This window comes from Streptococcus mitis (genome assembly GCF_009496285.1).
GTDB lineage: Bacteria > Bacillota > Bacilli > Lactobacillales > Streptococcaceae > Streptococcus > Streptococcus mitis_BP.
In genome coordinates, this window is record NZ_WIJK01000004.1 from 34,675 (window position 1) to 57,877 (window position 23,203).

General features: G+C 40.2%; 28 protein-coding genes and 2 pseudogenes. 23 read left to right on the forward strand and 7 right to left on the reverse strand.

Annotation, left to right across the window (positions count from 1 at the left end; translation table 11 throughout):
• Positions 1-17: 17 nt before the first annotated feature.
• The 3 genes from rlmN to abc-f are packed head-to-tail and all read left to right on the forward strand — an operon-like array spanning position 18 to position 3,121.
• Positions 18-1,103 carry a 23S rRNA (adenine(2503)-C(2))-methyltransferase RlmN gene (gene rlmN, locus GEZ89_RS02085; protein ID WP_153224790.1) on the forward strand — a complete coding sequence of 362 codons (1,086 nt, stop codon included), beginning with the start codon at positions 18-20 and terminating at the stop codon, positions 1,101-1,103.
• Position 1,104: 1 nt separating this feature from the next.
• Positions 1,105-1,578 carry a VanZ family protein gene (locus GEZ89_RS02090; RefSeq protein ID WP_153224791.1) on the forward strand — a complete coding sequence of 158 codons (474 nt, stop codon included), beginning with the start codon at positions 1,105-1,107 and terminating at the stop codon, positions 1,576-1,578.
• 1 nt (position 1,579) lies between these two features.
• Positions 1,580-3,121 (forward strand): ribosomal protection-like ABC-F family protein, encoded by a 1,542-nt coding sequence (abc-f, locus tag GEZ89_RS02095; RefSeq protein WP_049549120.1) that lies wholly within the window; start codon positions 1,580-1,582, stop codon positions 3,119-3,121.
• A 54-nt stretch (positions 3,122-3,175) separates the two neighbouring features.
• Here the strand turns inward: abc-f and GEZ89_RS02100 are convergent, their stop codons facing one another.
• The 3 genes and pseudogenes from GEZ89_RS02100 to GEZ89_RS02110 form a co-directional block, all read right to left on the reverse strand.
• On the reverse strand, positions 3,176-3,979 hold the full coding sequence (locus GEZ89_RS02100) for a peptidylprolyl isomerase (RefSeq protein WP_153224792.1): 804 nt from the start codon (positions 3,977-3,979) through the stop codon (positions 3,176-3,178).
• Positions 3,980-4,060: 81 nt separating this feature from the next.
• The gene (locus GEZ89_RS02105; RefSeq protein WP_153224843.1) at positions 4,061-4,276 is read right to left on the reverse strand and encodes a hypothetical protein; all 216 of its coding nucleotides are present in this window, start codon (positions 4,274-4,276) and stop codon (positions 4,061-4,063) included.
• A 403-nt stretch (positions 4,277-4,679) separates the two neighbouring features.
• Positions 4,680-5,209: pseudogene (locus tag GEZ89_RS02110) on the reverse strand (hypothetical protein).
• A gap of 179 nt (positions 5,210-5,388) precedes the next feature.
• On the opposite strand from GEZ89_RS02110, the gene rpsP reads away from it, so the two are divergent.
• From rpsP to GEZ89_RS02145, 7 genes are all read left to right on the forward strand, one after another.
• Complete coding sequence (rpsP, locus tag GEZ89_RS02115; RefSeq protein WP_000268760.1) at positions 5,389-5,661, forward strand: 30S ribosomal protein S16; 273 nt, start codon at positions 5,389-5,391, stop codon at positions 5,659-5,661.
• Between the two features lie 19 nt (positions 5,662-5,680).
• Entirely contained in the window at positions 5,681-5,920 is a 240-nt protein-coding gene (kphA, locus tag GEZ89_RS02120; RefSeq protein WP_000379617.1) for an RNA-binding protein KphA, read from the forward strand.
• Between the two features lie 43 nt (positions 5,921-5,963).
• Positions 5,964-6,308 carry a MazG nucleotide pyrophosphohydrolase domain-containing protein gene (locus GEZ89_RS02125; RefSeq protein ID WP_153224793.1) on the forward strand — a complete coding sequence of 115 codons (345 nt, stop codon included), beginning with the start codon at positions 5,964-5,966 and terminating at the stop codon, positions 6,306-6,308.
• Positions 6,298-6,849: a hypothetical protein gene (locus GEZ89_RS02130; RefSeq protein WP_153224794.1), complete on the forward strand. Its 552-nt coding sequence runs from the start codon at positions 6,298-6,300 to the stop codon at positions 6,847-6,849. Before GEZ89_RS02125 ends, GEZ89_RS02130 begins: the two co-directional genes overlap by 11 nt.
• A 73-nt stretch (positions 6,850-6,922) precedes the next feature.
• Positions 6,923-7,441 carry a ribosome maturation factor RimM gene (gene rimM / locus GEZ89_RS02135; protein WP_153224795.1) on the forward strand — a complete coding sequence of 173 codons (519 nt, stop codon included), beginning with the start codon at positions 6,923-6,925 and terminating at the stop codon, positions 7,439-7,441.
• A complete protein-coding gene (gene trmD, locus GEZ89_RS02140) occupies positions 7,431-8,150 on the forward strand; it encodes a tRNA (guanosine(37)-N1)-methyltransferase TrmD (protein WP_153224796.1) in 720 nt (239 codons plus the stop codon). Before rimM ends, trmD begins: the two co-directional genes overlap by 11 nt.
• A 12-nt stretch (positions 8,151-8,162) precedes the next feature.
• Positions 8,163-8,501 carry an ATP cone domain-containing protein gene (locus GEZ89_RS02145; protein ID WP_001196044.1) on the forward strand — a complete coding sequence of 113 codons (339 nt, stop codon included), beginning with the start codon at positions 8,163-8,165 and terminating at the stop codon, positions 8,499-8,501.
• A gap of 30 nt (positions 8,502-8,531) precedes the next feature.
• Here GEZ89_RS02145 and GEZ89_RS02150 read toward each other — a convergent pair whose 3' ends face one another.
• On the reverse strand, positions 8,532-8,852 hold the full coding sequence (locus GEZ89_RS02150; protein ID WP_153224797.1) for a hypothetical protein: 321 nt from the start codon (positions 8,850-8,852) through the stop codon (positions 8,532-8,534).
• Between the two features lie 95 nt (positions 8,853-8,947).
• On the opposite strand from GEZ89_RS02150, the gene GEZ89_RS02155 reads away from it, so the two are divergent.
• On the forward strand, positions 8,948-9,163 hold the full coding sequence (locus GEZ89_RS02155; protein WP_000807425.1) for a YdbC family protein: 216 nt from the start codon (positions 8,948-8,950) through the stop codon (positions 9,161-9,163).
• 96 nt (positions 9,164-9,259) lie between these two features.
• On the opposite strand, the pseudogene GEZ89_RS02160 reads toward GEZ89_RS02155, so the two are convergent.
• The 3 genes and pseudogenes from GEZ89_RS02160 to gor form a co-directional block, all read right to left on the reverse strand.
• A pseudogene (locus GEZ89_RS02160) lies at positions 9,260-10,503 on the reverse strand (ISL3 family transposase).
• 125 nt (positions 10,504-10,628) lie between these two features.
• Complete coding sequence (locus tag GEZ89_RS02165; RefSeq protein ID WP_153224798.1) at positions 10,629-11,168, reverse strand: biotin transporter BioY; 540 nt, start codon at positions 11,166-11,168, stop codon at positions 10,629-10,631.
• Between the two features lie 336 nt (positions 11,169-11,504).
• Positions 11,505-12,851, reverse strand: coding sequence for a glutathione-disulfide reductase (gene gor / locus GEZ89_RS02170; protein ID WP_153224799.1), 1,347 nt, complete (start codon positions 12,849-12,851; stop codon positions 11,505-11,507).
• A 240-nt stretch (positions 12,852-13,091) separates the two neighbouring features.
• Between gor and GEZ89_RS02175 the strand changes: the two genes are divergently transcribed.
• The 12 genes from GEZ89_RS02175 to GEZ89_RS02230 all read left to right on the forward strand — a co-directional run bounded on the left by GEZ89_RS02175 (position 13,092) and on the right by GEZ89_RS02230 (position 23,202).
• Positions 13,092-14,279 (forward strand): efflux RND transporter periplasmic adaptor subunit, encoded by a 1,188-nt coding sequence (locus tag GEZ89_RS02175; protein WP_153224800.1) that lies wholly within the window; start codon positions 13,092-13,094, stop codon positions 14,277-14,279.
• Positions 14,263-14,964, forward strand: a complete 702-nt coding sequence (locus GEZ89_RS02180) for an ABC transporter ATP-binding protein (RefSeq protein ID WP_153224801.1) — start codon at positions 14,263-14,265, stop codon at positions 14,962-14,964. Before GEZ89_RS02175 ends, GEZ89_RS02180 begins: the two co-directional genes overlap by 17 nt.
• A gap of 1 nt (position 14,965) precedes the next feature.
• Positions 14,966-16,225, forward strand: a complete 1,260-nt coding sequence (locus GEZ89_RS02185) for an ABC transporter permease (protein ID WP_153224802.1) — start codon at positions 14,966-14,968, stop codon at positions 16,223-16,225.
• Between the two features lie 132 nt (positions 16,226-16,357).
• Entirely contained in the window at positions 16,358-18,355 is a 1,998-nt protein-coding gene (metG, locus tag GEZ89_RS02190; RefSeq protein WP_153224803.1) for a methionine--tRNA ligase, read from the forward strand.
• Positions 18,356-18,457: 102 nt separating this feature from the next.
• Positions 18,458-19,384 (forward strand): aldo/keto reductase, encoded by a 927-nt coding sequence (locus tag GEZ89_RS02195; protein ID WP_153224804.1) that lies wholly within the window; start codon positions 18,458-18,460, stop codon positions 19,382-19,384.
• Between the two features lie 157 nt (positions 19,385-19,541).
• Entirely contained in the window at positions 19,542-20,573 is a 1,032-nt protein-coding gene (locus GEZ89_RS02200) for a DNA/RNA non-specific endonuclease (protein ID WP_153224805.1), read from the forward strand.
• Between the two features lie 109 nt (positions 20,574-20,682).
• The gene (locus GEZ89_RS02205; protein WP_000141913.1) at positions 20,683-20,919 is read left to right on the forward strand and encodes a DUF2829 domain-containing protein; all 237 of its coding nucleotides are present in this window, start codon (positions 20,683-20,685) and stop codon (positions 20,917-20,919) included.
• On the forward strand, positions 20,912-21,610 hold the full coding sequence (locus GEZ89_RS02210) for a 3-oxoacyl-ACP reductase (RefSeq protein ID WP_153224806.1): 699 nt from the start codon (positions 20,912-20,914) through the stop codon (positions 21,608-21,610). Before GEZ89_RS02205 ends, GEZ89_RS02210 begins: the two co-directional genes overlap by 8 nt.
• Before the next feature lie 36 nt (positions 21,611-21,646).
• Positions 21,647-21,982, forward strand: coding sequence for a hypothetical protein (locus GEZ89_RS02215; RefSeq protein WP_153224807.1), 336 nt, complete (start codon positions 21,647-21,649; stop codon positions 21,980-21,982).
• 18 nt (positions 21,983-22,000) lie between these two features.
• A complete protein-coding gene (locus GEZ89_RS02220) occupies positions 22,001-22,420 on the forward strand; it encodes an SMI1/KNR4 family protein (protein ID WP_153224808.1) in 420 nt (139 codons plus the stop codon).
• 18 nt (positions 22,421-22,438) lie between these two features.
• Complete coding sequence (locus tag GEZ89_RS02225; RefSeq protein WP_153224809.1) at positions 22,439-22,777, forward strand: DUF7716 domain-containing protein; 339 nt, start codon at positions 22,439-22,441, stop codon at positions 22,775-22,777.
• 53 nt (positions 22,778-22,830) lie between these two features.
• Positions 22,831-23,202: an Imm51 family immunity protein gene (locus GEZ89_RS02230; protein WP_153224810.1), complete on the forward strand. Its 372-nt coding sequence runs from the start codon at positions 22,831-22,833 to the stop codon at positions 23,200-23,202.
• Position 23,203 lies beyond the last annotated feature (1 nt).

The following is a 23,203-nucleotide window of genomic DNA, read 5'->3' on the forward strand; positions in this document are numbered from 1 at the left end:
GAAAATAAGGAGAAAACATGAAACCGTCGATTTATAGTTTAACCCGCCAAGGGATGCAAGAATGGGCACTTGAACAGGGAGAAAAAAAATTCCGTGCAGATCAAATCTGGGAATGGCTCTACCGTAAACGTGTTCAGTCTTTTGAGGAAATGACTAACTTGTCAAAGGATTTGATTGCCAAACTCAACGATCAGTTTGTGGTAAATCCTTTGAAACAACGCATCGTGCAAGAGTCAGCCGATGGTACTGTGAAGTACCTCTTTGAGTTGCCAGACGGTATGTTGATTGAGACGGTACTGATGCGTCAACACTATGGTTTGTCAGTCTGTGTAACCACGCAGGTAGGCTGCAATATCGGTTGTACCTTCTGTGCATCAGGCTTGATCAAGAAGCAACGTGACCTCAATAACGGTGAAATCGTTGCTCAGATTATGTTGGTTCAAAAGTATTTTGACGAACGTGGACAAGATGAACGTGTTAGTCATATCGTTGTTATGGGTATTGGAGAACCTTTTGATAACTACAATAATGTCTTGAACTTTATCCGTACCATCAATGATGATAAGGGAATGGCAATCGGTGCTCGTCATATCACCGTATCAACTTCTGGCTTGGCTCACAAGATTCGTGAGTTTGCCAATGAAGGAGTACAGGTTAACCTTGCTGTTTCTCTTCATGCTCCAAACAATGAACTGCGTTCAAGCATTATGAAGATTAACCGTGCCTTTCCGATTGAAAAACTCTTTGCAGCTATCGAGTACTACATCGAAACAACCAACCGCCGTGTAACTTTTGAGTATATCATGCTAAATGAAGTCAATGACGGAGTCGAACAAGCACTTGAGTTGGCTGAATTGCTTAAAAACATCAAGAAATTGTCTTATGTCAATTTGATTCCTTACAACCCAGTTAGTGAGCATGACCAGTATAGCCGAAGCCCTAAAGAGCGCGTAATGGCTTTCTATGACACGCTCAAGAAAAAAGGTGTCAACTGTGTTGTTCGTCAGGAACATGGTACTGATATCGATGCCGCTTGTGGACAATTGCGTTCAAATACCATGAAGCGTGATCGCCAAAAAGCAGTAGCTGAAGTAAATCCATAAGATGAGTCGAAAAACATTACTAAGCTTGGGAGTGCTTTTATACAGTCTTTGTATCGTTTGTTTTTGTTTTACTCCCCAGCCTCAACTTCCTACAGGAGTGGAAACTCCAGGTATTCAAACTTTTGGACGCCTGGTTTTTCTTTTGACGCCTTTTAACTCCCTTTGGAAACTGGGTGAAGTAACCAGCTTTCTGCAGCTATTCTGGATATTTTTGCAAAACGCCTTAAATATCCTTTTACTCTTCCCACTGATTTTCCAGCTTCTCTATCTCATCCCCAGTCTAAGAAATACTAAGAAAGTGATATTGGTTAGCTTTTTATTGAGCTTGGGAATTGAATGCACGCAACTAGTTTTAGACTTTTTCTTGGACTTTAATCGGGTCTTTGAGATTGATGATTTGTGGACCAATACCTTGGGTGGCTACCTAGCTTGGCTCCTCTATAAACTACTACATAAACACAAGATAAGGAATTAAAATGAGTATCTTAGAAGTTAAAAATTTGAGTCACGGTTTTGGTGACCGTGCGATTTTTGAAGACGTGTCCTTCCGCCTCCTCAAAGGTGAACATATCGGCTTAGTTGGTGCCAATGGTGAAGGAAAATCAACCTTTATGAGCATTGTAACTGGTAAAATGTTACCTGATGAAGGTAAGGTGGAATGGTCTAAATATGTGACTGCAGGCTACCTTGACCAGCACGCTGTGTTAAAAGAAGGCCAAACCGTGCGTGATGTCCTTCGTACTGCTTTTGATGAGTTATTTAAGGCAGAAGCACGTATCAATGAACTCTACATGGAAATGGCAGAAGAGGGAGCTGATATTGATGCATTGATGGAAGAAGTTGGCGAACTCCAAGACCGTTTGGAAAGTCGTGATTTCTATACATTAGATGCTAAGATTGACGAAGTAGCGCGTGCCCTTGGTGTCATGGATTATGGTATGGATACAGACGTAACAGCCTTGTCAGGTGGACAAAGAACCAAGGTGCTTTTGGCCAAACTTCTTCTTGAAAAGCCAGATATCTTGTTGCTTGACGAGCCAACTAACTATTTGGATGCTGAGCATATTGACTGGCTCAAGCGTTATCTGCAGAATTATGAGAATGCCTTTGTCCTTATTTCGCACGATATTCCATTCCTCAACGATGTGATCAATATCGTATATCACGTTGAAAATCAACAGTTGACTCGTTATTCTGGAGATTACTACCAGTTCCAAGAAGTCTATGCCATGAAGAAATCGCAGCTGGAAGCAGCCTATGAGCGTCAACAGAAAGAAATTGCGGATCTCAAGGATTTCGTAGCCCGTAATAAGGCGCGTGTTGCAACACGAAACATGGCCATGTCTCGCCAGAAGAAATTGGATAAGATGGATATCATCGAACTCCAAAGCGAGAAACCAAAGCCTTCCTTTGATTTTAAACCAGCTCGTACACCTGGACGCTTTATCTTCCAAGCTAAGGACTTGCAGATTGGTTACGACCGCCCACTTACAAAACCATTAAATCTTACCTTTGAACGCAATCAGAAGGTCGCCATTATTGGTGCCAATGGTATCGGTAAAACAACCCTCTTGAAGTCTCTTTTGGGCATTATCCCCCCAATTGCTGGAGAAGTTGAACGTGGTGACTATCTAGAACTTGGTTACTTTGAACAAGAAGTGGAAGGTGGCAATCGTCAGACACCTTTAGAAGCAGTTTGGAATGCCTTTCCAGCTCTCAACCAAGCAGAAGTCCGTGCAGCCCTTGCCCGCTGTGGTTTGACAACCAAGCATATCGAAAGCCAGATTCAAGTTCTATCAGGTGGAGAACAAGCTAAGGTTCGTTTCTGTCTCTTGATGAATCGTGAAAACAACGTTTTGGTGCTGGACGAGCCAACCAACCACTTGGATGTGGATGCTAAGGATGAACTCAAACGTGCTCTAAAAGAGTATAAGGGTTCTATCCTTATGGTCTGCCACGAACCAGACTTCTATGAAGGCTGGATGGACCAAATCTGGGATTTTAACAACTTAACTTAAAATGAGAGTAAAAGAAATACAGTACCAAGATTGGATACTGTATTTTTTTGGTTTTTAAGATTTAAAATCGTAGTCCTTAACAATTTCGATACTGTCGATAGTGATAGCAGTAGTTGGTTTGTCTTTTTCGTCTTTCTCAGCCTTGGCAATCTTGTCAACAACTTCCATACCGTCGATCACTTGACCAAAGACAGGGTGTTTTCCGTCTAGACTAGGGTTGCCCCCTTCTTTATAGGCTTCGATAATTTTCTTTGGATAGCTACTTGTAGGCAGTTTGGCAGAAATGTCTGTCGTATTTTGGTTGATGAAGAACTGGCTACCATTGGAATTTGGTTGGCCAGTATTAGCCATGGAGAGAGAACCACGGATATTATAGAGATATGGAGAGATTTCGCTCTTGAAACCAGTTCCTTGATCTTTTGTTTTGTCCTTATCGTGCCAGATAGATTCACCACCTGTACCATCTCCTTTTGGATCACCAGTCTGAACCATAAAGCCATCAATCACTCGGTGGAAGGTAACGCCATTGTAGTAGCCTTCCTTAGCATGAGTTAGGAAATTTTCAACCGCAAGAGGGGTTAGCTTTGGAAAGAGTTTGATGCGGATATCTCCTTGACTGGTGTGGAGAATAACTTCAGCCTCGTCTTCAGCAACTTCTTTAGATAGTTGTGGGAAATTGGCATTTTCATTTGTCAAGGCGTCTTTAAGATCCTTGGCAGATTGGGCAGCTGCTTTGGAACTTTCTTCGGCAGCCAAGCTAGAATCTACATAGTCATCCCCTCGAAGACTACGTTGGATACTGCTACATCCAGCAAGGGCAAAAGTTGAGATTAATAGAAGTGTTGCTATTTTTTTCATGGTAATCCTTTCAAAAATCATTTCTACCATTGTACCCTAATTGAAAGTGGATTTCAAATATTAGTAGTTTACAGAAATAGTTTAGATAATAGTTGGGATTTCATCATCATCTTGAAAATCTTCAACTTCTTTTTCCCCAGTAAATGGTTTCTGAAAAGAACTTAGTATAAAACGGGCAATTGGTCCAACAATTAGGAAATTTAGAGGAAGAGCTGCAATAAAGTTTACAGTCCAGGCACTTAGATAGGTCTTGGGTGTGATAGCAATGCCATTGTAAAAAAGTCCATAGAAGGACATGAAAGTGACCATGAGAACTGCCATTCCTCCAGAAATTGTAATGATTTTCTGCCAGCGTTTATGATGATCCTTGAGGATACGAAATGCAATTGACTTAACGATTGGTCCAACAAGGATGACATCCAATAAAAAGGCTGTGACAAAACCAGGAATGTAACCAAGGGCTAAATGATGTAGTGAAAGTTGACCAACAATAAAAAGATTCCAAATAGACATACCGAGTACCATCATGGAACACATTAGTGTTGTAAATAAAAGAGCTTCTTTAAAATTTCTAGGCATTATAGTCTCCATTTCTTTTTGATTAGAAATCAGTCTATCATAAAAATTTTTTTCTCGTAAGTGAATTGATTAGATTTTTTTAAGAAACTGTTTTCAAAAAAAATCAACCAGTCTTGGTTGATTAAAGATTCTTTTTAGGATGGCGGTCAATGATTGTCTGATGGTCCTTGAGAGCCTGTTCTCCTTTTGGAGTTAGTTTATAACCACGAATTGAAAAGAGACTAGCTAATTCCTCTTCTGAAAAATGTTCATGAAGGGCTTGGTCCAGGTCGCCAGCCTTCATTTTAGAAAGTCCAGTAACTCCTTCTTCAGGAGATTCTTTTTCATGGTGCTATTTAGATGGTCAAGCGAGTCAAAAGCAGTTTCGACAAGAGCATAGCCTTTTTCAACAAGCGTTTCTAAATGTTTTGGGGCATCAATGCCATATGTGTATTCAAAATACTTAGGAAACCAAGTTTCTGTAGTAAAGGTACCAAACTGAATTCGCCAGAGGAGGATAATATCTCCTGCCAGGAGATTGTCTTCTAGTAGTTCCATATTTCGTTTTGGGACAGGCTTGGGATTTAGTAGCCAAGCCTCTATATCACGATCAGGAGAGATATAAGGTTTGACTTGATGGTCTTTGTAAATATTCTCTAGACTAGTATTCATAAAGTTTCTCTTTCTAATTTATACCTACTAGTCTAACAAATTTCTAAAAAATTTAAAAATTTTAAAGTCTGTCAAGTTTTTTTCTTGACACCTCTTAGAAATCTGCTATAATAGAACATGTGCTAAATGGCTCAGCTATTTCACCAAACTAAAAAAATAAAAGAAAAGAGATATTAAAAATGGCAGTAAAAATCCGTTTGACTCGTATGGGTTCTAAGAAAAAACCTTTCTACCGTATTAACGTAGCAGATTCACGTTCACCACGTGACGGACGTTTCATCGAAACAGTTGGAACTTACAACCCACTTGTTGCTGAAAACCAAGTAACTTTGAAAGAAGACCGCGTTCTTGCATGGTTGGCTGATGGAGCTCAACCTTCAGATACAGTACGCAACATCCTTTCAAAAGAAGGTGTATTGAAAAAATTCCACGATTCTAAATTCTCTAAATAATTCTAAAGTAGGTTGACAGATGGATACGATTGAAAATCTCATTATTGCAATTGTGAAACCTTTGATTTCACAACCAGATGCCTTAACTATCAAGATTGAAGATACACCAGAATTTTTGGAGTATCATTTGGATCTTGATCAAAGTGATGTGGGTCGTGTAATCGGTCGTAAGGGTCGCACTATTTCTGCGATAAGAACGATTGTCTACTCTGTCCCAACTGAAGACAAAAAAGTAAGAATCGTTATTGACGAAAAATAAGAAAAGCGGGACGGATGTCTCGCTTTTTTGCTAGGAGCAGGATATGAAGGATTTAACAGTTAGACAATTACAAGCCTATTTGCTAGAACATTACCAGCAATCTAGAACAGAAGAAGGGCTCTTTATAAAACTAGTTGAAGAAGTTGGTGAAGTAGCCGAGGTTTTAAATGGACGTTCTGGACGAAAAGAGGGAGTTCAGGACTCAAATGAGGAACTTGCTAAAGAACTTGCTGATATTATTCATTATACGGTTGCAATCGCAGCTATCAACGATATTGATCTAACCAAGACCATTTTTGAAAAAGATAAGAAAGCTGCCATCAAGTATCACCATGAACGAGATTTGGAAGGATATTTGAAAGGAGATTTGAGAAATAATGGACACTGATTATTTTCTAAAAATAGATTGGGCAATGTATATTGATTGGTTATTGCGAATTGTACAGATTTTGACGTTTATCGGTGTAATTTTAAAAATTAGTTTCCAGAATAAAGCATATATCAATAATATTGAAATTCAGGCAATTAAACCAATCGAATTTGATTCCTTACATACAAGATTTCATCATATTTATGAGTTTAAACATGATGAAAATGATAAACATTATCACCATTTGATTTTTTATCCAAAGGAAGTTGATATTGAAATTGTAGAATTTTATTCTTTAGTCTATGATTCAAAAAGTAATCGATTAGTTGTTAACGATAAACTGCATACAGTTAAAAATTTAAAGAATTATACATGTCTATTGATTCATACAAATTTACCTGAGAATATACCTAGTTTAAGGATGAAATGGAAGACAAGTCAGGGTCAAATCGGGGAGTATACATTTTATAGTAATATGTATAACGGGAATATAAATATTTCTTCTTTCAAATATAAATTAACATTAAAGAGGAAACTACTAGCACTTTTGGGATTATAGCTGATTCTTCTCCAACTTGTGAAAATCCCTGGAACGTGATAAAATAAAGGGAGAAATGTACACAGGAGATCAAATGAACTATTTTAACGTTGGAAAAATCGTCAATACACAAGGTTTACAAGGTGAGATGAGAGTCTTATCTGTGACGGATTTTTCGGAAGAACGCTTTAAAAAAGGTGCAGAGCTTGCCTTATTTGATGAGAAGGATCAATTTGTTAGAACAGTGACTATCGCACGTCACCGCAAGCATAAAAACTTTGATATCATCAAATTTAAGGATATGTATCACATCAATGATATCGAAAAATACAAGGGCCACAGTTTGAAGGTTGCAGAAGAAAACCTGAATGACCTGGACGAGGGTGAGTTTTATTATCACGAAATTATCGGCTTAGAGGTCTACGAGGATGACAACTTGATTGGAACCATTAAGGAAATCCTTCAACCAGGTGCCAATGATGTCTGGGTAGTTAAGCGCAAGGGAAAACGGGATCTGCTTTTACCATATATCCCACCAGTTGTCCTCAATGTTGATATTCCAAATAAGCGTGTGGATGTAGAACTCTTAGAAGGGTTAGACGATGAAGATTGATATTTTAACCCTCTTTCCAGAGATGTTCTCGCCTCTAGAACATTCCATCGTTGGGAAAGCTCGTGAGAAGGGACTTCTTGACATCCAGTATCACAATTTTCGTGAATATGCGGAGAAGGCCCGTCATGTGGATGATGAGCCATATGGCGGGGGTCAAGGGATGTTGCTACGTGCTCAGCCAATCTTTGATGCCTTTGATGCTATTCAAAAGAAAAATCCGCGCGTGATTCTTTTGGATCCTGCTGGTAAGCAGTTTGACCAGGCTTATGCTGAAGATTTAGCACAAGAAGAGGAACTCATCTTTATTTGTGGACACTATGAGGGCTATGATGAACGCATTAAGACCTTGGTAACAGATGAGATTTCCCTGGGTGATTATGTGCTAACTGGTGGAGAACTGGCAGCAATGACCATGATTGATGCGACGGTTCGCTTGATACCAGAAGTAATTGGGAAGGAAACCAGTCACCAAGATGATAGCTTTTCATCGGGCCTTCTTGAATATCCTCAATACACAAGACCTTATGATTTTCGTGGAATGTTAGTTCCAGAGGTGCTTATGAGTGGGCATCATGAGAAGATTCGTCAATGGCGTCTCTATGAAAGTCTCAAAAAAACTTATGAGCGTAGACCAGATTTGTTGGAACATTACGAATTAACAGCAGAAGAAGCCAAAATGTTAGCAGACATTAAAGAAAATATAAATTAAAAGGAGAAGCCTATGCAAGTCATTAAACGTGATGGACAAGTTGCCGACTTTGATCCAGATAAAATCTATCAAGCCATTCTCAAAGCTGCTCAAACAGTTTATGTTTTGACCGATGATTTACGTCAAAATCTAGCTCAAGTAACTAAAAAAGTTGTCTTGGATCTAGAAGAAGCAAAAGTGGAGCGTGCCACTATCAGCATGATTCAATCAATGGTTGAGCATCGCTTGCTTGGCGCAGGCTACATTACCATCGCTGAACACTATATCTCTTACCGTTTGCAACGTGATTTAGAGAGAAGTGGTTACGGAGAACACATTGCTGTTCACCTTCATTTTGAACAAATTCGTTAATAGAAAAGAGTGAGATGAAGTAAACTCATCTCACTCTTTCTTAAATCGATTTTTTTGGGCTGTTTGGACAGTTGAGGGAACAAAACTCACTTTCTGAATATCTGGGATTCGAATAATGCGGGTCACATTTTTTGCAAAATTTTTAACGATAATTTGCTGGCGGTCCGTATCATATTTGATGATATCCCCTGTAAAACTTGTATCTGAAAAAATAATGTGGACAGCAGTTTTTTTTAGGAGGGCCTCTTTAATGGCACTTGTCAGGGAGTCGGCTTTGGAATGATCTGGTTCTTCTCGCCCGTCGAGAAAGCTTTGGAACTTTTGTTGAATGTAGTTAAATAAATCTTTCATCGGAGCCTCCCTTCTCTTTACCATTATATACAATTTAAAAAAAATCTACAAGATTTTACGAATAATCAAGTGAAGACAATCAAAAGGAGAATACAATGGCAGAATTTACATTTGAAATCGAAGAACACTTACTCACACTCTCAGAGAATGAAAAAGGTTGGACCAAGGAAATCAATCGTGTCAGCTTTAATGGAGCACCAGCAAAGTTTGACATTCGTGCTTGGAGTCCAGACCACACTAAGATGGGGAAAGGAATCACCCTCTCAAACGAAGAGTTTCAAGTGATGGTCGATGCCTTCAAAAATCAATAAGCAATCATATAAAAACAGACGAAAGGAGGTTGGGAGAAAATTCCCGACCTCCTTTCTTTATTGACTCTTTGTCAACTGTAGTGGGTTGATGAAAAGTTATAACCTGGAGAGGACCAACTTGGTTCTCTCCTTTTTTATGTTCAAAGCAATGAGGATTCTAGTTTTAAAGTTTTCAAAGTTCCGGAAGCCAAAAGCATTGCGCTTGATGACCTTAATGAGGTTATTAGTAGCCTCTAGTTTCGCGTTTGAGTAGGGCAGTTCCAGTGCGTTCATGATTTTGTCCTTATCTTTCAAAAAGGTCTTAAAAACAGTTTGAAAAATAGGATTTACACAAGAAAACGTTTCTTCAATCAGTTCAAAGAAATGGTCTGTTTGTTTCTCTTGGAAATGAAACAGTAATAGTTGATAGAGTTCATAGTGTTCTCTAAGTTCTTGAGAGTATGCAAGGAGCTTTTCGAGAATCTCTTTATTGGTCAAGTGTGAGCGAAAAGTCGGACGATAAAATCGTTTATCGCTGAGTTTACGGCTATCCTGTTGAATGAGTTTCCAGTAACGTTTTAGTGCCTTATATTCGTGCGATTTACGATCAAAACGATTCATGACTTGGATGCGAAGACGATTCATAGCTCGACTGAGATGTTGGACAATGTGAAAACGATCCAGAACGATTTTAGCGTTAGGAAAAAGTTTTCTGGCAATATCGTAGTAGGGGCTAAACATATCCATGGTAATGACTTTCACGCGACTTCTCACCTGACTAGAATAACGAAAAAAATGATTGCGAATAGTCACTTGAGTTCGTCCATTCAGGATAGTTACGATCTTTCTGGAATCAAAATCCTGTGCAATGAAACTCATCAACCCTTTCTTGAAGCTGTATTCATCCCAAGACATGTGAGTTGGAAGGAAAGATAAATCTGTCTTGAATTTGAATGAATGACAGTCGAAGTAGAGACAGATAGACTTTCTGCGATAGCCGTCATAGGGACTTTCTCGATTAATTTTTGAGTGATTTTCTGGTTGACGATGGTCGGGATTTGGTGATTCTTTTTGACTAAGGAAGTCTCTGATACAGCCATTTTTCTGCAGACTTTACAACGAAAACGACGTTTTCTCAATCGAATGAGTGTCTTATATCCTGCACATTCGAGGTAGGGAATTTTAGATTCTTTCTGGAAGTCATATTTAGTCATTTGCCCTAGGCAGTGATGACACTTAGGAGCAGGATAATCTAGTTTAGCAATGACTTCTTTATGAGTTCCAGCATCAAGATAATCCAAGATTTTGATGTTCTTGTCTTTAATTCCGAGTAAGTTTGTGATAAAATTTAATTGTTCCATAAGATTCTTTCTAATGATGGTTTGGTCACTTTTCATTATAGGTCTTATGGGACTTTTTTCTACAATAAAATAGGCTCCATAATTCCTATGGTGGTTTTACCCACTACAGAAATTATAGAGCCTCTTTATTTATGTGAGAAGTAGGGTTGACTACTAAGTCGTTGAAGGAGTGGTCGTCCGATAAAACTAATGGCAATAATTTTTGCAAGATCAGGAATGATAAAGGGAAGCACACCGACAGCGAGAGCCTTGTCAATAGGCATACCAGCAAGGAAGTGGAGGCTGAGAATACCACCGACAAAGACAAGGGAATCCCCTAAGAGATTGGCTAGGAAAATACGTAGAACACTGCTATTCGTATGAGTCAGATAGGAAGCAAGCCCAGCATAGACAAGGTCAAACCATAGATAACCAGCACTTGGCCCAATTAAAACGTGAAAACCAGCTCCGCCGCTAGCAAAGACAGGAAGTCCAATAGCCCCCAGTAAGAGATAGAGTCCAACAGAGAGAACGGCTTCCCTAGGTCGAAAAACAGTAGCGATGAGTCCGATAGCAAAATTTTGAAGAGTAAATGGAACAGGTCCAATTGGGATACTGATTTGGGCTAATACTGCAATCAGAGCAGCTCCAATAGCAGGAATAGCGTAAATGTGTGCTTTTTTCATAATAGTTAACCTCTTTTTTAATTTATAGTAACTATTATACTGGAAGGTAGATGATTGTCAACGTGTTTTAAAAATAAAGGTTACAAATCTGTAATGGCCGATTTAGAGAGAGCCGGAGGACAAGAGATTTTTCAAAACACAGGTAAATCTTATCAGTAATAAAAAGATGAGCCTTATGGAAGTTGGCTATCATATAGTGCAAACACTTAGGAATCCTGATGGGATGCTATTTTTAAGTGTTTTATAATTTGCTCTAGTAAAAGAAAAAGATTGAAGAAAATAGTCCAAAATAGGCTTTTTCTTCAATCTGAGTGACCGTGATGGTCTCTTTTTGTATTAACGCATAGTCACAAATTCTTCTGAACCTGTAGGATGGATAGCGACTGTAGCATCAAAGTCTGCTTTTGTAGCGCCCATCTTGATAGCAACTGCGAAGCCTTGAATCATTTCATCGACGCCGTAGCCGATACCATGAAGGCCAACGACCTTTTCGTCCGCACCAGCTGTAACGAGCTTGAAGCGTGCTTCTTGACGGTGACTAGTAACTGCTGAATACATAGAAGCAAATTTTGAAGTATAAACTTTAATGTTTTCTTGTCCATACTCTTTGATGGCTTCTTCCTCAGTCAGGCCGACTGTTCCGATAGCTGGGTGTGAGAAGACAACAGTTGGAATAGTCGTGTAGTCCATTTTTGCATTGGTTTTTCCATTGAAAAGTCTTTCAGAGAGTGTACGCCCAGCTTTGATAGCGACAGGAGTCAGTTCCTTTTCGCCTGTGACATCTCCAAGAGCGTAGATACCTTCAACGACAGTATTTTGGTATTCATCAACCTGGATAAAGCCGCGTTCATTGAGGGTAACGCCTGCCTTTTCTAGCTGGAGTCCTTCAACGTTTGGACGGCGGCCAGTTGCCCAGATAACTTGACTGGCAGTATGAGTACTACCATCTTCGAAATGAATGGTAGTGCCTTGTTCAGTTTTTTCAAGTTTAGCAGGAACCTTATGGGTGTGGAGGTTTAATCCAGTATTTTCCATTTCCTGAACCAAGCTCTCAACAATATAGCTATCAAATCCACGGAGCGGACGATCACGACGGACAAATAAATCTGTCTGTACACCAAGGGTATGGAGCACGCCAGCTAATTCGACAGCAATATAACCAGCACCTAGAATAGCTACCGATTCAGGCAACTCTTCCCAGGCAAAGACATCATCAGAACTACCACCTAGTTCAGCACCAGGAATGTCAGGAATATGTGGATGTGCTCCGGTCGCAATCACAATGTGCTTAGCGTGAATCAACTCGCCATTAACGCTGACTGTATGAGCATCTACGAATTCAGCACGTCCTTCAATCAAATCAACTCCGTTACGCTTAAAGCTACCATCGTAAGACGAGCGAGCACGGTCAATGTAGGCTTCACGATTCTGACGAAGCGTAGCATAATCAAATTCATTCCCAGTACTTATAAAACCATAGTCAGGTCCATATTTGTGGATACTCTCTGCGATTTGGGCTCCATACCACATAATTTTCTTGGGCACACAACCCATATTAACGCAGGTTCCTCCTAGTTTGTTTTCTTCAATAACTGCAGCTTTAGCACCGTGTTCACCAGCACGATTCATAGTAGCAATACCTCCGCTACCTCCTCCGATGGCGATAATGTCATATTCTCTCATAGAAAGCTCCTTTAGTTGTTTTCTAGTCATATTCTATCTTTTTTTGGGAGGCAATGCAAAAATCTGCTACGCTTAAAAATTTCAAGAAAATGCTTGCAAAAATAAAAAAGAAAGTGTATTATATAACTAATACAACAACAAAAGATTTTGCAAATGTTTTTGGATAATGAGAAATAAATTGTCCATTTTTAGGATATGTGCTATAATCTTAACATATATATTTATAAAAGGGGTATTGCTATGAAAAGAAAGTCAAAAGCTAAGAAATGGCCTTTATTTACTGCTATTGGAGTGGCGTCAGTTCTTGTAGTGGGTGCAGCTACTGTTCTTCTGTTAAGACAACCAAATCAAGCTGCAGCAAAAGATGAAACTGCTAAGATAGTCCTTGCCAAAGAGGGGTCTGTGGCATCTTCAGTTCTTTTATCAGGTACAGTAACTGCTCAAAAAGAACAATATGTTTATTTTGATGGCAGCAAGGGAGACTTGGATGAGGTTCTAGTTTCAGTTGGTGATAAGGTAAGCGAGGGCCAGGCCTTAGTCAAGTATAGTAGTACAGAAGCCCAGACTGCCTATGATGCTGCAAGCCGTGCTGTAGCTAAAGCTGACCGTCATATCAATGAATTAAACGATGCACGTAATACCGCCGCAGCAACACCAAGTCTTCCTCAAGCAGGTCTAGAAGGAGCAACTGGACAAGCACCAGCTCAGTCATCCGGTTCTGCCACCGCTGCTATTGATTCTCAAATCAGCGATGCACGCGATGTGCGTGCAGATGCAGAAGCGCAACTCGAAAAAGCTCAAGCCCAGTTGAATGCTGCTACGGTATTGAGTACGGTGGAGGGAACAGTTGTTGAAGTGAATCGGAATGTTTCAAAATCTCTAACAGGAAATAGTCAAGTTTTGGTTCATATCGTAAGTAACGATAACTTGCAGGTCAAGGGAGAGCTTTCTGAGTACAATCTTGCCAATCTATCTGTAGGCCAAGAAGTCACTTTCACTTCCAAGGTTTACCCGGATAAAACTTGGAATGGTAAGATTAGCTATATTTCAAATTATCCAAAGAACAGTAGCGAAGCAAGTAGTAGCTTAGCTGGTTCAAACTCAGGATCTAAGTACCCATATACGGTCGATGTAACTAGTGAAATTGGCGATTTGAAGCAAGGATTTACTGTTAGTGTTGAAGTCAAGAATAAGAGCAAGGCCTTGATCGTTCCAATTTCGAGTGTAGTGATGGAAGAAGACAAAAACTATGTTTGGATTCTTGATGAAAATCAAAAGGCCAAAAAAGTTGAAGTTGGATTGGGCAATGCGGACGCAGAAAACCAAGAAATCACATCTGGTTTGACAGATGGAGCAAAAGTCATCAGTAATCCGACAGCTTCCTTGCAAGAAGGAAAAGAGGTGAAGACTGATGAAGCAACTAATTAGCCTCAAAAATATCTGCCGTAGCTATCGAAATGGTGACCAAGAACTTCAAGTCCTTAAAAACATTAACCTAGAAGTTCAAGAGGGAGAATTTGTAGCTATCATGGGACCATCCGGTTCAGGTAAGTCAACCCTCATGAACACTATTGGGATGTTGGATACTCCTACAAGTGGTCAGTATTTTCTAGATGGCAAAGAAGTAGCTGGTCTGGGTGAAAAACAATTAGCCAAGGTTCGAAATCAAGAAATCGGATTTGTATTTCAGCAATTCTTTCTCTTGTCTAAAATGAATGCCCTCCAAAATGTCGAACTTCCCTTGATTTATGCGGGGGTTCCTGCTTCAAAACGTCGCAAATTAGCAGAAGAGTATTTGGAAAAGGTTGAACTGACTGAACGTAGCCATCATTTACCTTCGGAGTTGTCTGGGGGGCAGAAACAAAGGGTGGCCATAGCGCGTGCACTCGTTAACAATCCTTCTATCATCTTAGCTGATGAACCAACAGGAGCTCTGGATACCAAAACGGGTAATCAGATCATGCAACTCTTAGTTGAATTAAACAAAGAAGGAAAAACCATCATTATGGTAACGCATGAGCCTGAAATTGCCGCCTACGCCAAGCGTCAAATCGTCATCCGCGATGGTGTCATTTCATCTGATAGTGGCCAAGTAGAAAAGGAGGAGAACTAAGATGCAGAATCTGAAATTTGCCTTTTCATCCATTATGGCCCACAAGATGCGTTCCTTCCTGACCATGATTGGTATTATCATCGGTGTTTCCTCCGTTGTCGTTATCATGGCTTTGGGAGACTCCATGTCTCGTCAGGTCAATAAAAATATGACCAAGTCCCAGAAAGACATCCATGTCTTTTTCTCACCTACCAAGAGTAAGGATGGTTCCTTTACACAAAGACAATCTGCATTGACCTTGTCTGGTGGTCAAGAAGAAAATTTTGTTGAACCCCCAAAACCTCAAGAAGCATGGGTCAAGGAAGCTGCTAAGCTCAAGGGAGTGGATAGCTACTATGTGACCAACTCAGCCAATGTAACCTTGACTTATAAGGATAAAAAGGTCGAACACGCTAACATGACGGGTGGGAATGTCACCTATATGGATGCGGTCGAAAATGAAATCATTGCAGGTCGTGGCCTTAGAGCGCAAGATTATAAAGATTTTGCAAGTGTGATCATTTTAGATGAAGAGCTTGCCAATAGCCTTTTTGGTTCAGCACAAGAAGCTCTCAACCAAATTGTTGAAGTAAATGAAATCAGTTACCGTGTTATTGGTGTTTATGCAAGTAAGGAAGCTAAGGCTGCGAAAACATTTGGTGTCGGAGGACTACCAATCACGACCAATATTTCCTTAGCAGCTAATTTTAACACAGATGAGATTTCAAATATTGTCTTCCGTGTCAATGATACTAGCTTAACCCAGACTTTAGGACCAGAGTTGGCAAGAAGAATGACAGAGATTGCAGGTCTTCAACAAGGGGAATATCAAGTTGCAGATGCGTCTGCTGCCTTCCAAGAAGTTCAACAACTCTTTGGCTTCATAACAACGATTATTAGTGCCATTGCGGGGATTTCCCTTTTTGTCGGTGGTACTGGTGTTATGAACATTATGCTTGTTTCAGTGACAGAGCGTACTCGCGAGATTGGTCTACGAAAAGCACTGGGAGCTACACGGGCTAATATTCTGGTTCAGTTTTTGATTGAATCCATGATTTTAACCTTATTAGGTGGGGTTATCGGCCTTGTGCTGGCTGCAGGAGTGACTATGCTTGCAGGTGTCCTTCTTCAAAACATGATTGCAGGAATCGAAGTTGGCGTATCCATCCCAATCGCTCTCTTTAGTTTAGCGGTCTCAGCTGGTATCGGTATGATATTTGGTGTTTTACCAGCCAACAAAGCCTCTAAGCTTGATCCAATCGAAGCTCTTCGCTATGAATAATTTAAAAGATAAAAAACGAGATAGACATTTGTCTGTCTTGTTTTTGTATGGATTTCCTTATCGAAAATCATCAAAATATGATATAATGAAGTGTTAGAAAAACAGGTTTCATTTGCCTGGAAAGGAAAAATTATGTCTGAAAAGAATTTTTATATTACAACACCGATTTACTATCCATCTGGTAAACTTCATATCGGTTCTGCCTACACAACTATCGCATGTGATGTCCTAGCTCGTTACAAACGCCTGATGGGCTACGATGTCTTTTATCTGACTGGTCTTGATGAGCATGGCCAAAAGATTCAACAAAAAGCAGAAGAAGCTGGGATTACACCACAAGCCTATGTTGATGGTATGGCAGTTGGAGTTAAAGAACTCTGGCAATTACTCGATATCTCATATGATAAATTTATCCGTACAACTGATGATTACCATGAAAAAGTAGTAGCACAAGTTTTTGAACGCTTGCTTGCTCAAGATGACATCTACTTAGGTGAATACTCAGGTTGGTATTCAGTTTCAGATGAGGAATTCTTTACAGAAAGTCAGCTTGCGGAAGTTTTCCGTGATGAAGCTGGAAATGTGACGGGTGGTATCGCTCCATCAGGTCACGAGGTTGAATGGGTTTCAGAAGAATCTTACTTCCTTCGCCTCAGCAAATACCAAGACCGCTTGGTCGAATTTTTCAAATCACATCCTGACTTCATCACTCCAGATGGTCGCCTTAATGAAATGCTGCGTAACTTTATCGAGCCAGGTTTGGAAGACTTAGCAGTTTCTCGTACAACCTTTACATGGGGAGTGCCTGTCCCATCAAATCCTAAACACGTTGTCTACGTTTGGATCGATGCCCTTCTTAACTATGCGACAGCTCTTGGTTACGGTCAAGATGAACATGGCAACTTTGATAAGTTCTGGAATGGAACAGTCTTCCATATGGTTGGAAAAGACATCCTTCGTTTCCACTCCATCTACTGGCCAATCCTTCTTATGATGTTGGATGTTAAATTACCTGACCGCTTGATTGCTCACGGTTGGTTTGTCATGAAAGATGGCAAGATGTCTAAGTCTAAAGGGAATGTCGTTTATCCTGAAATGTTGGTAGAGCGCTATGGCCTCGATCCACTTCGTTACTACCTCATGCGTAGCCTTCCAGTTGGTTCAGACGGAACCTTCACTCCAGAGGACTATGTAGGGCGTATCAACTATGAATTGGCAAACGATCTTGGAAACCTCCTCAACCGTACTGTTTCAATGATTAACAAGTACTTTGATGGTCAAATCCCTGCCTATGTAGAAGGTGTAACAGACTTTGACAATGAACTTGCTCAAGTGGCAGAACAATCAATTGCTGACTACAATGCCTATATGGAAGCAGTTGACTATCCACGTGCGCTTGAAGCAGTCTGGACTCTTATATCACGTACCAACAAATACATCGATGAGACAGCTCCATGGGTACTGGCCAAGGATGAAGCGCATCGTGACCAATTGGCCAGTGTTATGAGTCACTTGGCAGCCAGCCTTCGTGTCGTAGCCCACTTGATTGAGCCGTTTATGATGGAAACCAGTCGTGCAGTCTTGACTCAACTTGGTCTCGCAGAAGTTTCTAGCCTTGAAAACTTGAGTTTAGCTGATTTCCCTGCAGGAGTAACAGTAGTTGCTAAAGGAACACCAATTTTCCCACGTCTCGATATGGAAGAAGAAATCGCCTATATCAAGGAACAAATGGAAGGTAACAAGCCAGCCGTCGAAAAAGAATGGAATCCAGATGAAGTCGAACTCAAACTAAACAAGGAAGAAATCAAGTTTGAAGACTTTGACAAGGTTGAAATCCGTGTCGCAGAAGTCAAAGAAGTGTCTAAAGTGGAAGGTTCTGATAAGTTGCTTCAATTCCGCCTTGATGCTGGTGACGGTGAAGACCGTCAAATCCTTTCTGGTATTGCGAAATACTATCCAAACGAACAAGAATTGGTCGGCAAGAAAGTCCAAATCGTTGCCAACCTCAAACCACGTAAAATGATGAAAAAATATGTCAGCCAAGGGATGATTCTCTCAGCTGAACATGATGGCAAATTAACCCTTCTCACAGTTGATCCGTCTGTACCAAACGGAAGTGTGATTGGATAAGATCTAAAAGGACCAGTTTAAGCTGGTTCTTTTCTTTTGTATGACGATAGTTGATAAAAGAGGCATTCTGCTTTATAATGAAGAAAAACGGAGGAAGTTGCCATGAAATACATTACATTTGGTCAAGAGAAAAGAGAACTATCCGAAATCGTTCTAGGAATGATGCGAATCAGTGACAAGTCGGTCAAAGAAGTTGAGGAGCTGGTTGAAACAGCCTTATCTGTTGGAATCAATGCCTTTGACTTGGCAGATATCTATGGTCGTGGTCGGTGCGAAGAATTACTGGGTCAAGTCTTAAAACATCGCCCTGACTTGCGTGAGAAGATGTGGATCCAGTCCAAGTGTGGCATTCGCATAGAAGAATTTACCTATTTTGATTTTTCAAAAGATTATATTTTAGAGTCAGTTGATGGGATTCTACAACGATTGCAGGTTGATTACCTAGATAGCTTGCTTCTCCATCGTCCAGATGCCTTGATGGAAGCAGATCAAGTAGCAGAGGCCTTTGAAATCCTGCACAAGTCTGGTAAGGTTCGAGACTTCGGTGTGTCCAATCAAAATCCCATGATGATGGAATTACTGAAGAGAGAAGTCAAACAACCTCTAACGATCAATCAGTTACAGCTAAGTGCAGCTTTCACGCCTGGTTTTGACGCTGGTTTCCATGTCAATATGGAAGGTGACAAGGCAGCTGTGCGTGATGGTAGCGTATTTGAATACTGCAAACTAAATGATATGGTTATTCAGGCTTGGTCAGTCTTGCAGTTTGGTTATTTCAAAGGTAATTTTGTTGGCAATGAACAATTCCAACAACTAAATCAAGTTCTAAATCGACTAGCTTTAAAATACGGTGTGAGCCCATCAGCCATTGCTATCGCTTGGGTGTTACGCTACCCAGCTAAGATGCAGGCCATTGTTGGCACAACCAATCCAAAACATTTGCTAGAAGCTAGCCAAGCAAGTAACTTGACTCTAACACGAAAAGAATGGTATGAGATTTACCTAGCAGCGGGGAATGATTTGCCGTAGAAACTAAAACGAAATCCTATCAAGAGCGAGATCGGTTCTCGCTCTTTTTATCTTTGTTTAAAACTCTATATAATTGTTTGAAAATGCAAACTATATATGGTAAAATTGTATAAAATAACAATATAATAAACATTTTAATAAAATAGGGGCATTTGAAATGAAAAGAATAGTTTTGACTTCTGTTGTTTTACTTTCATTACTGACATCTGTTGGCTGCTCGAAACATAAGGAAGAGGTGAAAGTAGCTGAACCTGTAACGACTGAACAGACTACGCAGGATAATACAAAGTTATACAAGGAAGCTGGCTTACTTACTTTTAAAAATGAAAAGCAGCTAGAACTCGGGGAACTTGATTCAAAATCCCGTGCAACTTATGCTCACATTCAGCTAAAAGATAGTGATGAGCCTAAAGAAAAGAGGGAAGCTAAATTAACCTTTGATCCAGTTGGATGGCATAACTATAAATTTTACTACGGAGATGGTTCTAAAGAGGCTTGGCTGATGAATCGCGGTCATTTAGTTGGTTATCAATTTAGTGGACTTAACGATGAAGGCCGCAATCTAGTTCCTATGACAGCCTGGTTAAATACAGGTGCCTTTACTGGAACGGATGACAAAAATCAAAGTAGCATGCTCTATTATGAAAATGGACTTGATTCATGGCTTGCAAATCATCCAAACTATTACCTTGACTATAAGGTGACAGCTGTCTATAAGGATAATGAATTGATTCCGAGACAGATTATCTTACAGTACGTAGGAATTGATCAGGATGGAAATTTGCTTGAAATTAAATTAGGTAGTAGCAAGGAAAAAATTGATAAGTATTCCGTAACCCATGTCGCCTTGGATAACGTTTCAGCCAATGCTGAAATAAATTATGCAGATGGTACTGCAAAGAATACGGTCAAGTCAGCTGAAGAACGCGCTGCAGAGCTTAAGGCAGCCGAGGAAAAGGCCAAGAAAGAGGCTGAAGAAAAAGAAGCACAAGAAAAAGCTAAAAAAGAAGCAGAAGAGAAGGCTAAAGAAGAGCAGAAACAGCAGGAAACTGAAGCACCAGCACCAGAAGAAGAATCACAAAGTAGTAATACAGGTGGCTACTTTAGAGATAGAAATGGAAGATGGCATCGACCAAATGGAAAGTTTGCCTCTAAAAAGGAAATTAGAGATGCTGGATTGCAATGGTGATAGTTTTCTCAAGTTTATATAAATCAGAATAATCACAGTCAAAAAGCCGTTGGAAAACGGTTTTTTGTTATAATTAAATTAAGATTCATAGATAACAAAGGAGAAAAACATGACATTTGAAGAAATTTTGCCTGGACTAAAGGCTAAGAAAAAATATGTACGTACTGGCTGGGGTGGAGCTGAAAACTATGTCCAACTTTTTGACACTATCGAGCAAAACGGGGTCGCTCTTGAAGTGACACCCTATTTCCTCATCAACGTATCTGGAGAAGGGGAAGGTTTTTCCATGTGGAGTCCGACACCATGTGATGTCCTAGCGACGGATTGGGTTGAAGTCCATGACTAAACGTGTCTTAGTTACGGGCGTTAGTTCAGGGATTGGTCTGGCTCAAGCTCGACTCTTTTTAGAGAATGGTTATCAAGTTTTTGGTGTGGATCAGGGTGAAAAGCCTGCCTTACAAGGTGACTTTCACTTTCTACAACGTGATTTAACACTTGACTTAGGACCTATTTTTGATTGGTGCCCTCGAGTCGATATTCTTTGTAATACGGCAGGTGTTTTGGATGACTACAAGCCCTTACTAGAACAATCCGCCCAAGAAATTCAAGAGATTTTTGAAATCAATTACGTAACTCCAGTAGAGTTGACCCGCTATTATTTGACACACATGCTGGAACATAAACATGGGATTATCATCAATATGTGCTCCATCGCTTCAAATCTAGCAGGCGGTGGTGGTCACGCCTATACCTCTTCTAAACACGCCTTGGCTGGATTTACCAAGCAATTAGCTTTGGACTATGCAGAAGCAGGTATCCAGGTCTTTGGGATTGCTCCTGGTGCAGTCAAAACTGGTATGACCGCAGCAGACTTTGAACCAGGTGGTCTGGCAGACTGGGTAGCAAGTGAAACACCTATCAAACGCTGGATTGAGCCAGGTGAAGTTGCTGAAGTTAGCCTCTTTTTAGCAAGTGGAAAAGCGAGTGCCATGCATGGACAAATCCTGACTATTGATGGTGGTTGGAGCTTGAAGTAGCATAGTTGCTATTCTATAAATATGTGGAGGTAAGCTATGAAAAGAGATGAGTTTGGATTTGTCTTGCCCAATCTCTACTATCAGTTTTTATCGGACTGGAAAGAGATTGACACCTATGAAATTGGAGATACAGGTATCTGTTTGTATGCCAAGGAGGATCTAGAGGAGCGTAATGAAACTTATCAGATTGAGGAAGTAGAGCCAGATTACTTTATGATTGGACAGGAAGGAGATTTGGCCTACTTTATCAAGAAAAATGCTGACGATTGCATTTATGAAAATGACTTGGGTGCTTTAGGCTCCTTAGAAATGCAAAAAATTGCTGCAAACGTCTATGACTTTATTGATAAGAGTTTAGAGGAAGAGTTGTAAAACTGGGAGGGAGAAATCATGTTTAGAGTGATAGATGCAGATTCACCGATTTCAAAAGAAGATTTTTTACAATTTGAGGAGATTCTTGGGAAGAAATTGCCAAAAACTATGTTGGGCTTTTATCTCAAGTATAACGGTGGTCAGCCCCAAGTAAGGGGTGTTCACGATGACCGTCATTTATTTCCTTTCAATTCCTTTAATTCAATAGGGGAGATGAGGAAGTCTCTTACATGTTTTGACGATGAGGTTGTGCCTGAAGGATTTAAAGCAACAGACCTTCTCCATTTCGCCTATGATCCTGGATCTGGCAACTATGCTCTTTCTCTAAGGGCAGAGGATTATGGCAAGGTTTACTTCTATGTTCTAGAAGAAAAAGCAGTGATGTATGGTCAATGGCCATCTTTTGAGAATTTTTTGAATTCCTTTGTTGAAGAATGAGACAAAAAAGGAGAAGGGATGCGGAAATACCAAGAACTTTCACTAGAGCAGATAATTGAGCAGATGCGCGTGGACGAGTCTTCTTCAGATGATTTTTGTCTCTATGGCAAGGAGGATGGAGAGCTAGCACTAGATAGGCTCTATTGGGTATCAGATTATCCGGATGTCGTAGAAGACCGTGATGTCTACCCGACGGATGTAGCGAAGCAAGATCTCCAGCTAGTCTACTATGGAGAGCAGTTGTTTGATGTCCTCTCGGTTGCACTTGAGGAAAAGCCAGATGCAAGTTGTAAAGACTTGGTCGAGGCTTTGAATTATTATCAGGAGCATGATAGTTTTATGCCCTTTGAACCCTAGTTACAAAGCTAGAATGTTGCAGTTCCATTGACAATATAAAAAGGAGTTAAGAAATGATTAATTACGAAAACATAAATGAAAAAATTTCCCCTTTTAACTTGCTTGTATATGATGAGGATCCTCAAAATGTTCGCGGATCGCTTATTTATTACCCTGATGGAGAATTCAGACAGGAAGTATTTGACACTCGAGAAGAGGAGGGATTTGAAGGAAATGGCTACGATTGGGCATCCTTGGCTTTGGTATTTTTGGAGGAAAAAATGCCGGAATTAAGCGATGCTATCGACTTTGATCCTGAAGGAAGTATGTTTTGTGCCTATTCTTCCAAGGTAGACGCCTTGTCTAGATTTGCTCTTGGCTTTAAAGAGTTTTGCGATGATATTGAAGCTATGAAAGACTTGTTCAGTCGAGCGGAGCTGGATTAAT